The organism is Parvularcula sp. LCG005 (genome assembly GCF_032930845.1).
GTDB lineage: Bacteria > Pseudomonadota > Alphaproteobacteria > Caulobacterales > Parvularculaceae > Parvularcula.
Genome location: NZ_CP136758.1, coordinates 1,493,908 through 1,506,871, shown reverse-complemented (window position 1 = coordinate 1,506,871; position 12,964 = coordinate 1,493,908). Strand labels below are relative to the sequence as shown.

Below are 12,964 nucleotides of genomic sequence, written 5' to 3'. Positions count from 1 at the left end.
GTGTTTGTTCACTATGTTTTCCACATGCAGACCTCGCTTACCTTCGCGACCGATAACCGACTGCCTGAGATATTGGGTCGTCTGTCGGCGACCTACCCTTCGGCCAGGCAGACCCTGTCCGATCCGCTGGCACAGCTGATCTTCGGTGTGATCGGTGAAGGCGCCGCGCCGCCCGTCGGGCTGGCCGTCTTCAATCGGGTGCGAGCGCGCTGGCCTCATTGGGTTGCGCTGTCCAACGTGTCTGCTGAAGATTTGGCGCCATTTTTTATCGGCCTGCCCCGCGCGACGAAGAAGGCCGCAGCGGTGCCTGCGATCCTTCGTCAGATCGCGGAGGAGAAAGGCGCGATCGACATCAGCTTTCTGGCCAAACTGTCCACCGACGCCGGACAGCGCTGGCTCGAGCGCCTGCCAGGTGTGTCCTCCGGCGTAGCCGCGGCGGTCCTGGCATTCTCCAGTCTCGCGCGTCCTCTTGTGACGATAGATGCAGACAATGCGCGCGTCATTCGGCGGCTGGAGCTTTGCAGCATGGGGGCACCATTGTCTGCGGTACCGCGTCATGTGTCGGAGCGGGCACCCGCGGCGTGGGGCTCGGACCAGTTTTCCAAGCTGAGTGACGGGCTGCGCCGATTAGCACGCTCAGTCTGTCATGCGGGCAAACCCGCCTGTGGCGACTGTCCGCTGGCGGAGCTTTGTCCATCGCAGACGCGCAACACGGCCACCGTGATTCGGTTTCCGTTCGGCGAAAGCAAGGATGAGCGGGCTGTCAGCTGACAGTCGCGAATGTCTTCCGGAAATAGCGGCCGATATGGCTGGCCAGCAGGGATAGCGGCGTTTCATCGGTGCCCGTCATGGTCGCAGCGCGGGCAAGCTTCAGGTGATGTTCTGCCCGGGTCAGACCGGCTTCGATCTGCTCGTCACGACCTCTCGCTGTGGACAGGGCTGTCAGCTTATCGCTGTCACGTCCTGTCGTTTTCCCGGCCACACCGTCATCGGCGATCAGATCCAGCACATCGTCATAGGCCTGATACGCATGACCCAGCGCCGTGCCGTAGGAGGTGAACATCGTGCAGGTCTGGTCGTCCAGCGTCGCCGTTGCCGCTCCCGCAAGCGCTGCGGCAATGAACAGAGTGCCGGTCTTGCCGTAATGGATATCATCCACCGCGGCCTCGCCGTCACAAGCCTCGAGATCGAGGGCCTGGCCATGCACCAGACCTGTCCAGCCGATGCAGTCACTCAGGATACCGACGATCATCTGGATCTGCGCACTGGACAGCGACTTGTCCTTGGCAACCGCGCCAAAGGCCCCGTTCAACAGGCCGATGCCCGCAAGGATCGCCACATCTTCGCCGAACTGAACGTGGGCGGTCTCAACCCCGCGGCGCAGGCGCGCATCATCCATCGCAGGCAGGTCGTCAAAGACGAGGCTCGCCGTATGGACCATCTCCACGGCACAGGCTGTGTCGAGCGCGGCCTCATCGCTACCGCCGCACTGGCGCGCCGCCAGCAGCGTCAGGATCGCCCGCAGGCGCTTGCCAGGCGCAAGGAGGCTGTGTCGCGCGGCCAGGCTCGGGCGTCCTGCCATGGGGACCAGTTGGTCGAGGCGCGCGTCGACGAGCTGGCGCAGTGCACCCATCTCATCGCCAAATCCCGGTCGCTCTCCTGGCGCTGTCGGCGGCGCAGATGCGATCGTATGGCTCATCCCGGTCCTTTCGCAGCGCCGCTTCGCGCGCCTTTTTCTCTGGCGTGAGAATAGGCCTACACCCTGCAAAAGGCAAAGCGCGCGCGCCTGCGACGAAACTACCCAATTGGGGTCATGACGACCGGGCTTGACCGCGCTAGATCAGGCGCATGACTGAAAAGACATCCTCGGATATTGCACGTCGCAAGGCCGACCATATCGATATCGTCCTGAACGGGGATGTTGGCTTCGGCCGGCTGTCCACCGGGTTCGAACGCGTACAACTTGCCCATAACGCCCTGCCCGAGCTGGACCTGTCCGCCGTGGATCTCTCAGCCAGGCTTTTCGGCCGGCAATTGCGGGCACCCTTCCTGATCAGTTCAATGACAGGCGGCGTTGACCGGGCCGAAGCCATCAATAGGCACCTTGCCGAGGCTGCGAATGCGCTGGGCATCGCGCTTGCCATCGGGTCTCAGAGGATTGCCCTTGAACAGCAGGGCGCCGGAGGCCTGTCCGGTGAATTGCGGCGGATGGCGCCCGACGTGCCGCTGATCGGCAATATCGGCGCAGCTCAACTGCTTGACCGGGACGGCGTCGACCGCGCGCGTGCCGCGATCGATATGATCGATGCCGATGGCTTGTTCGTCCATCTCAACCCTCTGCAGGAGGCGGTGCAGAAAGGCGGCGATACGGCGTGGCGCGGTGTTCTTGAAGGTATCGCTCGCCTCGTGGCGTCGGATGTGCCAGTTGCAGTGAAAGAAGTGGGATTTGGCCTGTCAGCGCCAGTGGTCCGGGAACTGACGGATATCGGCGTCGTGGTCATCGACGTGGCCGGTGCCGGGGGGACCAATTGGGCCCGGGTTGAGGGGGCCAGACATCCCGACGAGCGCATGCGCAAGATCGCCAGTGCCTTTACCGAATGGGGCGTACCGACGGCGATTGCGGTTCAGGCGGCTCGCAAGGCCGCGTCGCATGCCACGATCATTGCCTCGGGCGGGATCAGGAATGGTGTCGATGCCGCGAAGGCCATCCGCTTGGGGGCCGATATCGTCGGACAGGCAGCAGGCACGCTGGAGGCCGCGATCACGAGCACTGAGGCGGTGATCGAGCACTTCGAAACGGTGATAGAAACGTTGAAGATTGCGTGTTTCTGCACGGGCAGCGCAAACCTTGCTGCCCTCAGATCAGCAGAGCTGGTTGAGCTTTAGAGTTCGCGCAGGCGACGAACCTCTGCCACCGTATTGCGGACCACATTGCGCAGTTCGTCTACCGCGTCGACACGCATCGCCGAGTCGGCGGTCGAGCCGACGAGCGTTTCCGCATGCTCGCAAATATCGCCAATCTGCCACGCGCCAACGCCGCGCGAGGCGCCCTTCAAGGCGTGCGCAGCATCCTTCCAGGCGCTATCTTCGGCACGCGGATCAAGCATTCGCGTCCACATCTCGGCCTGCTCTTCAAAAATGGAAAGAATTTCGTCGCGAAGCGAACGGTCGCCCGCCACATAGCGGTCCAGATGATCAAGATCGATAAGCGACGTCTTTGCCATATCTACGGGGCATCCTTTTTGCGTGCCGGTTCGTCATGTTTTACGAATCTTTGTTAAAAGATCATTGCGATTAGCCGACGCCTCCTGTGACAACGGCTCGTTCAACGTCTCACGGAGACGCATTGGAGAAGTCCATCGATGGCTGATGAAGATCTGAGCATTTTTCTGGGCGCAAGTGACCGACCGGTGACGCTGGCCCTCAAATACGCCAACCGCCACGGTCTCATCGCCGGGGCCACGGGGACGGGAAAAACGGTCACCCTGCAGATCATGGCCGAAGCGTTCTCCCGGGAGGGTGTGCCGTGCTTCGTCGCTGATGTGAAAGGTGATCTGGCGGGGCTTGCCACCCGGGGGGCAGACAAGAGTTTTCTGACAGAGCGGGCCGAGAAAATTGGCCTAGACGGTTACAGCGGCGAAGCCATGCCCGTCACGTTCTGGGACCTCCACGGCGAGAAAGGTCATCCCATTCGCGCCACCGTCACTGAGATGGGGCCGCTTCTTCTCGGCCGGCTCCTCGATCTTAATGACACTCAGGAGGGCGTTCTGACCCTCGCCTTTCGGGTCGCGGACGAGGAAGGCCTGCCGCTTCTGGACCTGAAGGACCTCCGCGCCCTGCTCGTTGATATTGGTGGGCGGCGCAAGGAACTGTCATTGACCTACGGCAATGTCGCGCCTGCCTCTATCGCAGCCATCCAGCGCAAGCTTCTGCAGCTTGAAGATCAGGGGGCGGAGCAGTTTTTTGGCGAGCCGAAACTCGACCTGCAGGATTTTCTGAAGTGCGCCGATGATGGGCGTGGCATCATCAACATACTGGCGGCGGACCGCCTGATGATGACGCCAAAGCTCTACGCCACCTTCCTCCTGTGGCTGCTGTCAGAACTGTTTGAAGAACTGCCCGAGATTGGTGATCCGGAAAAGCCGGTGCTGGTATTCTTCTTTGACGAGGCTCACCTCCTCTTTGACGACGCACCGTCAGCGCTGCTTGAGCGAATCGAGCAGGTCGTTCGGCTGATCAGGTCGAAAGGCGTCGGCATCTATTTTGCCAGTCAGAATCCGATGGATATTCCGGACAGTGTATCCAGTCAGCTGGGCAATCGCGTCCTGCACGCCCTGCGCGCCTATACACCTAAGGAACAGCGTGTCGTGAAGACCGCTGCGGACACGTTTCGCGCCAACCCAGGCTTCAACGCTGCGGAGGTGGTCACTCAGCTTGGGGTGGGTGAAGCTTTGGTCAGCACACTGCTGAAAAAAGGCGTGCCGGATTTTGTGCAGCAGACGATGATCCGTCCGCCAGCATCCCGTATGGGCCCCCTGACGCCAGAAGAGCGTCAGTTTCTGATGGCTGAAAGTCTGATGGGCGAGAAATACGACACGACCGTCGACCGCGTGTCAGCTTACGAAATTCTTCTCGACCGTGCGGACAAGGCGGCCAAGGCCGCTCAGGCCGACGAAGAAGCGGAGGCCAAGAGAGCCCGTGAGGAGCAGATCGCCGAACGCGAAGCCGCCGCGCGAGCGAGTGAGCGCGAACGGCAATCCCGACCTGCATCCACGCCGCGGCGGCGATCATCAACGCGCATGACGACGCAGGAAAAGGCTCTCAATCAGGCCATCCGTACCGGGACACGGACGCTTGTCCGCGAATTGATGCGCGGTATTCTTGGCGGCATGAAACGGCGCTAACCGGCGATTATTGGCTGACCACCGACTGGACAAACGCGCGTAGGCCGGTCTGGCGCGTCCGCTTCAGGCGCTCTGCCTGAAGGATCGCCCAGAGTTGATCAGACGCGGTCTGAATATCGCTGTTGACGATCACATAGCCATATTCAGCGTAGTGCGACATTTCGGAATCGGCCTGCGCCATACGGCGCTGGACAATCTCTTCGGGGTCCTGTGCGCGATTGCGCAGGCGTTCTTCGAGGGTTGCGCGAGTGGGCGGTAGAATGAACACGGTGACGAGATCACCGCGGGCAACCTCGGCCAGTTGCTGTGCACCCTGCCAGTCAATATCGAACAGGACGTCGCGGCCCTCTTCGATAGCGTCCATGACCGGCGCCTTTGGCGTGCCGTAATAATTGTCGAAGACCTTGGCCGATTCGAGAAAGGCGCCCTCGTTCTTCATCCGCAGAAATGTCGATTCGCCTACGAATGAATAATCGACACCATCAACCTCACCGACGCGCGGCTTCCGGGTTGTATAGGACACGGACATTTCAATGCCGTCGTCGCGCTCCATGAGGCGACGGCTCAAGGTCGTCTTGCCCGCGCCTGACGGGCTGGAGACGACGAACAGCATGCCGCGACGGGCGATACCGGTATTGGCGTTCGGGGTGGTCATGCGATGTTCTGGACCTGCTCTTTGAATTGATCGACGACGACTTTCAGATCCAGTCCGACCCGTTTGAGGGCCATTGTGGGCGCTTTGGTCGTCAATGTGTTGGCTTCGCGCGCCAGTTCCTGCGCGAGGAAATCAAGCCGGCGGCCCATCAGGCCGCCTTCGTTCATGTGTTCCCGTATGCTGACAAGATGCCCGTCGAGCCGGTCAAGCTCTTCGCGGACATCTGTCTTCACGGCGAGAAGCGCTGCCTCCTGCGTCAGGCGGTCCTCATTCATACCGCTGTCTGCCAGAAGCTCCGCAATCTGACCGCGCAATTGGTCCAGATGACGTTCCACGGCATCGGCAGCCTGGGCCCGCGCATCGGCGGCAAGCGCGGTCATGCTGTCCAACTGGCCTTCGAGATTGGCTCTCAGTCGCTCACCTTCGGAAAGACGCGCCGCATCGAGCGCGCCAACGGCCTGCTCAAGACCCGTTGCCGCGGCGTCGGCCAAAGCCTGCATCTCCTCGGCGCTGACGCCGTCCTCAGCCAGATTGAGAACGCCCTTGATGGCCAGAATGCCGTCGACCGATGGCGGCGTTGATTCGATCAGCAGCCGGACGCGATCGACCGCCTGGCTGACCGATGTCAAAGCCTCTTCATCAAGGACAAGGCGTCGGCCGGTCTCGCTCCATTCCGCCGTCAGGTTTGCGTTGACCGAGCCTCGAGCGATGGACGCACTAATAATCTTGCGGGCTCGGCTGTCGAACATGTCTAGGCCTGAGGGAAGGCGCAGGCGGATATCGAGACCGCGGCCATTGACGCTTTTGAGCTCCCAGGCCCAATGCGCCGTCCGCCCACTCTTCAGGCTGACGGTGCCGCTGGCAGCGCCAAAGCCGGTCATGCTGGATAGGGTCATGGCCCCGTCTTTCAGTTTGCGGCGCGGCGTTCGCGCTCGATTTTCCGCCACTTGGCGACGTTACTGTTGTGCTCCGCCAGGCTTGTCGCAAAGACATGTCCGCCGGTCCCGTCAGCGACAAAATAGAGGTCTTTCGTATCCGCCGGATTAAGAACGGCGGCGAGTGATTCGCGTCCTGGATTGGCAATGGGTGTCGGCGGCAGCCCCCGGATCACATAGGTATTGTACGGCGTTTCGCCGCGCAGCTCCGATTGGCGGATGCCGCGACCAAGGGGCTCCCCCCCTGTCAGACCATAGATAATGGTCGGATCAGACTGCAGGCGCATCCCGCGTTTCAGACGATTAGTGAAAACAGCGGCCACGCGCGGACGCTCCGCCGCGATGCCGGTTTCCTTCTCCACGATGGAGGCGAGAATGACCGCTTCCATCTGTGTTTTTATCGGAAGGTCCGCCGCCCGATTGGGCCAGAGCTCATTGATGACGTCGTCATGGGCGGCCGTCATGCGGGTGATGATCGAATCGCGGGCGTCACCACGTTGATAGGAATAGGTTTCGGGCAGCAAGGTCCCCTCACCTGGGTCCAGCGTGACCTCGCCTTCAAGCATCGGCGCCTCATTGATTCGCGCAATGATCTGCTTGGTGGTGAGGCCTTCAGGCAGCGTGACAAAGCGCAGAAGCGGCTTGCCTTCCTTCAGCAGGGTGACGATTTCGGCGACGCTGGCATTGGCCGGGATTTCATATTCCCCCGCCTGCAGGTCTGGCGCGAGTTTGTTGATCCTGGACGCCACCTTGAAGTGAAACGTGTCTTCTATCGCGCCCATTTCGTCGAGCTTGGTCCCGACTGTCGCCACGCCATTGCCCCGTTCGATCCACAGGATGGATGTTTCGCTGAGCGGGCCCGGCGCCTTGATCTTCTGATCAAGCTGCCAGGCGTAATACCCGGCACCAGCCGCCGCTATGAGGGCGAGGACGAAGACGACCCCCACCAGCTTGCCGATAATGCCGCCACGTTCGCGGTGAGGAGCCGCCATAAGATGTCCTGCCCTGTCAGACCCGTTTCATGACAATCGACGCATTGGTGCCGCCGAAACCGAAACTGTTGGATAGCACAGCTGAGATGGGTTTTTCGACCGGCTCTTTCGCGGCGAGGTTGATTTCTGTCTCAACCGACGGATTGTCGAGGTTGAGTGTGGCTGGTGCCACCCCGTCCCGCATTGCCAGAAGGCTGTAGACGGCCTCGATCGCACCGGCTGCCCCCAGAAGGTGCCCGACGGCCGATTTGGTCGATGACATGACAAGGCCATTGGCATCGCTGCCCCAGAGCCGCTCGACCGCGCGGAGTTCGATTTCGTCCCCAAGCGGCGTCGAGGTGCCGTGCGCGTTGACATAGTCGATATCTGAGGGGGCGAGCCCTGCGCGTTCCAGTGCCGCTTTCATGGCACGATAGCCGCCGTCGCCGTCAGAGGCTGGTGCGGTGATGTGGTAGGCATCGCCAGAAAGGCCATAGCCAACGATTTCACCGTAGATCTTGGCCCCGCGGGCCTTCGCCCGCTCATATTCCTCAAGAACAAGAACGCCGGCGCCCTCGCCCATGACAAAGCCGTCGCGATCGCGATCATAAGGGCGTGAACCGGCCGCTGGATTGTCGTTGAAACCTGTCGACAGGGCTTTTGCGGCGATGAAGCCTGCATACCCGATGTCGCAGATGGCGGCTTCGGCGCCGCCGGCCACCATGGCATCTGCATCACCGAAAGCGATCAGGCGCGCGGCATCACCAATGGCATGCACACCGGTCGCGCAGGCCGTGACGACCGAATGATTCGGCCCTTTCAGGCCGTGTTTGATCGAGACCTGGCCGGACACGAGATTGATCAGGCAGCTGGGAATAAAGAACGGCGAGACGCGGCGCGGGCCTTTTTCATCCAATAGCCGTGTCGTCTTGGCGATACCATTCAGGCCGCCAATACCCGATCCGATCAGCACGCCAGTCCGGACGAGATCCTCTTCTTTTTCCAGCGGCAGTCCGGCATCGGCCAGCGCCATGTCTGCGGCGGCCATGCCGAACATGATAAACGGCTCCATCCGGCGCTGTTCTTTCGGCTCGACCCAATCATCAAAGTCCAGTGCGAGCGGGTCGTCGGGGAAGTCCTTCTTCATCGGGACTTCGCCGCCAATCTGGCAGGCGTAATTGGTGGTATCGAACAGTGTGAGACGGTCCAGGCCCGATTCGCCATTCAACAGCCGCTTCCAAGGCCCATTCACGGGATCTTCCTTGGACCCTGACCCCAAGGGACTGACCAGTCCCATCCCTGTGACAACGACACGTCTCATCATGGGATAACTCCTCCTCAACGCCAGAAGGCTGATTTCACGGAATTGGATAGCAAAAACCCGCCGCTAGTGAATAGCGGCGGGCTGATGTTCATTTCAATTCGGCGTCATAAAAGGTCAGACGCCGCGAGAAACGGTTCAGGAAACGCGTTCTTCGATGAACTTGATCGCGTCGCCGACGGTCTGAATGGTTTCAGCAGCGTCGTCTGGAATTTCGATATCGAATTCTTCTTCGAAAGCCATCACGAGCTCGACAATGTCGAGGCTGTCGGCGCCGAGGTCATCAATGAAGCTGGCTTCCGGTGTGACTTTAGCGGCGTCAACATCGAGGTGCTCCACCGTGATTTTTTTAACGCGCTCGGCAATATCGGACATGAAGAGCTCCTGCCTTTAGGGGGGTTGGTGTCCCCCCAACTAGAGTTGGGTTAATGGGACGAGAACGACTTGTCGGCTCGCCCATAGAAGATTGCGTCAAGCGACGCAAGCATGTGAACGCCCGCAAATCGCTCTAGGTTGCCTTCATAACATCGAATATGCCGAAAAAATATCGCATCTGTCCGAGGAGAACATCATGAAAACACGCGCCGCCGTCGCTTTTGAAGCCGGAAAACCGCTTGAGGTTGTCGAGGTGGACCTGGATGGCCCCAAGGCGGGTGAGGTTCTGGTGGAGATCAAGGCGACCGGAATCTGCCACACGGACGAGTTCACGCTGTCCGGCAAGGACCCGGAAGGCGCCTTCCCTGCGATCCTCGGTCATGAAGGTGCGGGCGTCGTCGTGGAAGTTGGTCCCGGGGTGAAGGATCTGAAGGTCGGTGACCATGTCATCCCCCTTTACACTCCGGAATGCCGGGAATGTGAGTATTGCCTGAACGGCAAGACAAACCTTTGCCAGAAGATCCGCGCCACCCAGGGACAGGGGGTCATGCCCAACGGGACATCCCGCTTTTCCTACAAGGGCAAACCGATCCTGCATTACATGGGCTGCTCGACATTCTCCAACTACACCGTGCTGCCGGAAATTTCGCTGGCCAAGGTCCGCTCCGACGCGCCCTTCGACAAGATTTGCTACATTGGCTGCGGCGTGACCACCGGCATCGGTGCGGTGATATTTACAGCGAAGGTGGAGCCGAACTCGACCGCCGTCGTTTTCGGCCTTGGCGGGATCGGCCTCAACGTGATTCAGGGCCTTAAACTGATTGGCGCCCGGCAGATCGTCGGCGTCGACATGAACCCGGACAAGGAGGCGATGGCGCGCCAGTTCGGCATGACCCACTTCGTGAACCCCAAAGACCATGGTGACAATCTGACAGGGCATCTGGTCGAACTGACCGGCGGCGGTGCGGACTATTCCTTTGAGTGCATCGGCAATGTGGATGTGATGCGCGTGGCGCTGGAGTGCTGTCACAAGGGCTGGGGTGAAAGCGTCATTATCGGTGTCGCTCCTGCCGGTGCAGAAATCAGCACCCGCCCCTTCCAGCTCGTCACGGGCCGCGTCTGGCGCGGCTCAGCCTTTGGCGGCGCCCGCGGACGGACCGATGTCCCCAAGATCGTCGATATGTATATGGAAGGCCGGATCGATATCGACAGCCTGATCACGCACAAGCTGGCGCTTGAAGATATCAATAAGGGCTTTGATTTGATGCATTCGGGCGAAAGCATCCGAAGCGTGGTGGTGTACTGATCGCCTTTGTTGGATGACGATATAAAAACGGCCCGAAAGATTTGTCTCTTTCGGGCCGTTCTTTTTGGGACGGAGGTCTATTTCACCTTCAGTATGGCGCGCCTGTAGGTCGTCAAACTGGGCGCACCGTCATCTTTCAGCTCTAGGATGATATGGAGATCTTTTCCTGAGGCATCGTTCGGAATGCGCAAGCTCGCCACCGCACGATCCTGATCAGAAATGGCGACCGCGCCATCATAGGTCGACGGCGCTTCATACATGAACTAGTGATAGGACAGCGTGTCCTCATCGGGATCAGTTGAGCCCGTCGCGTCAAGTGTCACGACGTCGTCAGGCTGAACAGACAGTTCAAGCATGGCGCGCGAGGCGTCGCCGTTCAGAATGGCGACAGGATGATGGTTGGCGTCTGCGTACTGATCAGTGATCGTCCAGTCCATTCGCGCTTCGAAATCGTTTTCAATCGCCGGTTTCCAGCGGGCGATTGTCTCGCCGCCCTCCTCAGCATCGCCATACATCAGGTAAGGATCATAGGTGGCATCTTCGCCTTCCATGCACTCCATGCCTCGAATACCTGTGCGTTTTTCCGCAGAGAACCGGCCACCCCAGCCCCCTTGCGAGACATCGTCGGGGTTATGCAGACCATTCGGATAGACATGCAGGAAGGCGGGCGTATCGCCTTCGGTCGCCCACTGTGTGTCGGGATAGACTTCACCAAGCGGGCCATGGGACTGGATATTTTCGGCCAGCCATTTATTGGTCGGCTGCCAGCCATACACAATACCTGTGGCCCGGATGTAGAGGAGGTCCGGGAAGGTCTTCGCGATCCATGTGCCGGCATCATCCTGTCCCAGCACATCGTAGACCCGCAGTTTACGGATGAAATCGGCAACCTCATCCGCTGAGCGCGTCGCCTTCACTTTCCACAAGGCCTGGGCGACAGGATTACACCCGCCCCCCGCACATGACCCAGACGGGGCGCGGATCATCGCGATCGACCGCCTCGATAATCAGGTCTGATCCGGCGGTATCCTTGCCTTCCCCCACATCCGACATGCCGTAGCCTGTCTGACCCATGACCGAAATGGACCGGAGGTCGCCGGGTTCTGGAAAATTCTGTGTGTGGACGGAGAGGTTGGGATAGGCCAGCTCATAGGCGTCAACAATCCGATCAAGCATGACGGTCGACTCTTGCGATTTCTTCCAGCAACCGGTCGAAACGATGAGGCCTTCGATATCATATTAGTTGGCCATGACCAGCTGGCGCACCATGGACTGCTCGTCATCGGGATCAGCGCCCAGATCCGTCATATTTATGATGCGAGGCCTGTTTTCAGTCGCCTCTGTTGCCGACTTTTCCGGCGCCGTCGATGGGTCCTCAGGTTGGCATGCTGGCAGCAGAATGGCGCACCCGACCGCTAAGAGGGAAACTGGTTTCGTCATCGGGGTATCCTTCCGTCACATTGCACGCCAAGTGTCCTGACCGACCGACTTTTGACAAAGGTCGGTTGCGCGGCCTACAAGGAATTCGGTTCTTCACCGGGCGCATTCGCGCCCTATTGCGACTGGATCGGCTGTTTCCGTCACATCAGTTCAAGGTTTCCTTCAAGCGCCGCTCTTACCAGACCCGGAACAGCAAGTGCCTTCGTCGCTGAACGTCCGTATCCGACGCTGTCCCATTGCAGTGCGACGACAAGCGGCGCTCAAAGCGGACACAGGCTCGTTTGCCCAAAGACTAGGCGGTCGCGGCATCATTTGTTAGGCTCTTATCGTTTGGACTATGGGGAATGGGTAAGTGTCTGAAAAATCTATTGCTTTTGAGCCTGCGGGCGAACTGAGTTTTGACATCTTCTACGATGTGCCGAGCCTGCGAGAGAGCGAGCCCTATGTCTCGTCCTTTCTGTTGCCGGTTTTTGACGTCAAGCTCGACCTCTCGCGGATTTTCTCGCAAGGCACAGATTTGTCCAAGCTCGGCAAGCGGCTGCGCGGCATCAATGTGCGGATCGCGAATGATGTTGAGGATAAGGGCGAATATGCACTGGCCATGGGTCGGCGCGTTCTCGCCGTGATCACCCGCAAGATCGCCTCGGCCGAAGACTATGACGATTTCCTGCGCGACCTCCGCGGCGTGTATGAAGAGGTGAAGGCCCAGGAAGAGGTCCGTCACCTGAAGATCTGGCAGGAATGCCAGAAGGACTTTCACGACAATCTTTCGTCCAAGGACAAATCCCGCGGCGATGCGGTCACGAAATTCTACAGCTCGGCCCGTGTCCTGATCTCCCGTTCAGACTCCGAACTGGTCAGTGCACTGCAGTATTTCGGGAACTTCATGGCGATTGTCAGTTCCGACATTCCCGCGGCGAAGAAAGAGGAACTGGCCGGTCGTCAGTTCCGGCAGTTCAAGATGAGCCTGACGGCGTCCCTTGAAAGCTTTGCCGAGCTCTATGGCGGCGCGAAACAGGCGCTTACGGCGTTTAACTAGGCAGCCTCCGGACATGTG

15 protein-coding genes and 1 pseudogene are annotated in these 12,964 nt (G+C 59.9%); 5 read left to right on the top strand and 11 right to left on the bottom strand.

Going from position 1 to position 12,964, the window contains the following annotated elements; translation table 11 throughout:
• Window positions 1-24 precede the first annotated feature (24 nt).
• The gene (locus tag RUI03_RS07125; protein WP_317289596.1) at window positions 25-771 is read left to right on the top strand and encodes a hypothetical protein; all 747 of its coding nucleotides are present in this window, start codon (window positions 25-27) and stop codon (window positions 769-771) included.
• Here the strand turns inward: RUI03_RS07125 and RUI03_RS07120 are convergent.
• Window positions 764-1,699: a polyprenyl synthetase family protein gene (locus RUI03_RS07120; RefSeq protein WP_317289595.1), complete on the bottom strand. Its 936-nt coding sequence runs from the start codon at window positions 1,697-1,699 to the stop codon at window positions 764-766. The genes RUI03_RS07125 and RUI03_RS07120 overlap by 8 nt on opposite strands.
• A gap of 149 nt (window positions 1,700-1,848) precedes the next feature.
• On the opposite strand from RUI03_RS07120, the gene fni reads away from it, so the two are divergent.
• Window positions 1,849-2,886, top strand: a complete 1,038-nt coding sequence (gene fni, locus RUI03_RS07115; protein WP_317289594.1) for a type 2 isopentenyl-diphosphate Delta-isomerase — start codon at window positions 1,849-1,851, stop codon at window positions 2,884-2,886.
• On the opposite strand, the gene RUI03_RS07110 is transcribed toward fni, so the two are convergent.
• On the bottom strand, window positions 2,883-3,224 hold the full coding sequence (locus tag RUI03_RS07110) for an Hpt domain-containing protein (RefSeq protein WP_317289593.1): 342 nt from the start codon (window positions 3,222-3,224) through the stop codon (window positions 2,883-2,885). The genes fni and RUI03_RS07110 overlap by 4 nt on opposite strands.
• A gap of 117 nt (window positions 3,225-3,341) precedes the next feature.
• On the opposite strand from RUI03_RS07110, the pseudogene RUI03_RS07105 reads away from it, so the two are divergent.
• Window positions 3,342-4,904 (top strand): annotated as a pseudogene (locus RUI03_RS07105) (helicase HerA-like domain-containing protein); the annotation flags it as partial.
• A 7-nt stretch (window positions 4,905-4,911) separates the two neighbouring features.
• Here RUI03_RS07105 and gmk read toward each other — a convergent pair.
• The 5 genes from gmk to RUI03_RS07080 form a co-directional block, all read right to left on the bottom strand.
• Entirely contained in the window at window positions 4,912-5,559 is a 648-nt protein-coding gene (gene gmk, locus RUI03_RS07100) for a guanylate kinase (RefSeq protein WP_317289592.1), read from the bottom strand.
• A complete protein-coding gene (locus tag RUI03_RS07095) occupies window positions 5,556-6,455 on the bottom strand; it encodes a YicC/YloC family endoribonuclease (RefSeq protein WP_317289591.1) in 900 nt (299 codons plus the stop codon). Before RUI03_RS07095 ends, gmk begins: the two co-directional genes overlap by 4 nt.
• Window positions 6,456-6,466: 11 nt before the next feature.
• Complete coding sequence (mltG, locus tag RUI03_RS07090) at window positions 6,467-7,486, bottom strand: endolytic transglycosylase MltG (RefSeq protein ID WP_317289590.1); 1,020 nt, start codon at window positions 7,484-7,486, stop codon at window positions 6,467-6,469.
• Window positions 7,487-7,502: 16 nt separating this feature from the next.
• Window positions 7,503-8,786, bottom strand: coding sequence for a beta-ketoacyl-ACP synthase II (gene fabF / locus RUI03_RS07085; RefSeq protein ID WP_410795927.1), 1,284 nt, complete (start codon window positions 8,784-8,786; stop codon window positions 7,503-7,505).
• Between the two features lie 138 nt (window positions 8,787-8,924).
• Complete coding sequence (locus RUI03_RS07080; protein ID WP_317289588.1) at window positions 8,925-9,161, bottom strand: acyl carrier protein; 237 nt, start codon at window positions 9,159-9,161, stop codon at window positions 8,925-8,927.
• A 196-nt stretch (window positions 9,162-9,357) separates the two neighbouring features.
• Between RUI03_RS07080 and RUI03_RS07075 the strand changes: the two genes are divergently transcribed.
• The gene (locus tag RUI03_RS07075) at window positions 9,358-10,467 is read left to right on the top strand and encodes an S-(hydroxymethyl)glutathione dehydrogenase/class III alcohol dehydrogenase (RefSeq protein WP_317289587.1); all 1,110 of its coding nucleotides are present in this window, start codon (window positions 9,358-9,360) and stop codon (window positions 10,465-10,467) included.
• Between the two features lie 77 nt (window positions 10,468-10,544).
• Here RUI03_RS07075 and RUI03_RS14740 read toward each other — a convergent pair whose 3' ends face one another.
• Genes RUI03_RS14740 through RUI03_RS07060 form a run of 4 tightly spaced genes read right to left on the bottom strand, consistent with a single transcriptional unit; the run spans window position 10,545 to window position 11,907 of the window.
• Window positions 10,545-10,727: a hypothetical protein gene (locus RUI03_RS14740; RefSeq protein WP_410795897.1), complete on the bottom strand. Its 183-nt coding sequence runs from the start codon at window positions 10,725-10,727 to the stop codon at window positions 10,545-10,547.
• A 3-nt stretch (window positions 10,728-10,730) separates the two neighbouring features.
• Entirely contained in the window at window positions 10,731-11,384 is a 654-nt protein-coding gene (locus tag RUI03_RS07070; RefSeq protein WP_317289586.1) for a nucleoside hydrolase-like domain-containing protein, read from the bottom strand.
• A gap of 25 nt (window positions 11,385-11,409) precedes the next feature.
• Window positions 11,410-11,688, bottom strand: a complete 279-nt coding sequence (locus RUI03_RS07065; RefSeq protein ID WP_410795926.1) for a nucleoside hydrolase-like domain-containing protein — start codon at window positions 11,686-11,688, stop codon at window positions 11,410-11,412.
• An 18-nt stretch (window positions 11,689-11,706) separates the two neighbouring features.
• Complete coding sequence (locus RUI03_RS07060) at window positions 11,707-11,907, bottom strand: hypothetical protein (protein ID WP_317289585.1); 201 nt, start codon at window positions 11,905-11,907, stop codon at window positions 11,707-11,709.
• Window positions 11,908-12,259: 352 nt separating this feature from the next.
• Here RUI03_RS07060 and RUI03_RS07055 point away from each other — a divergent pair, with 352 nt between their 5' ends.
• Window positions 12,260-12,946: a hypothetical protein gene (locus tag RUI03_RS07055; protein ID WP_317289584.1), complete on the top strand. Its 687-nt coding sequence runs from the start codon at window positions 12,260-12,262 to the stop codon at window positions 12,944-12,946.
• Window positions 12,947-12,964: the final 18 nt, after the last annotated feature.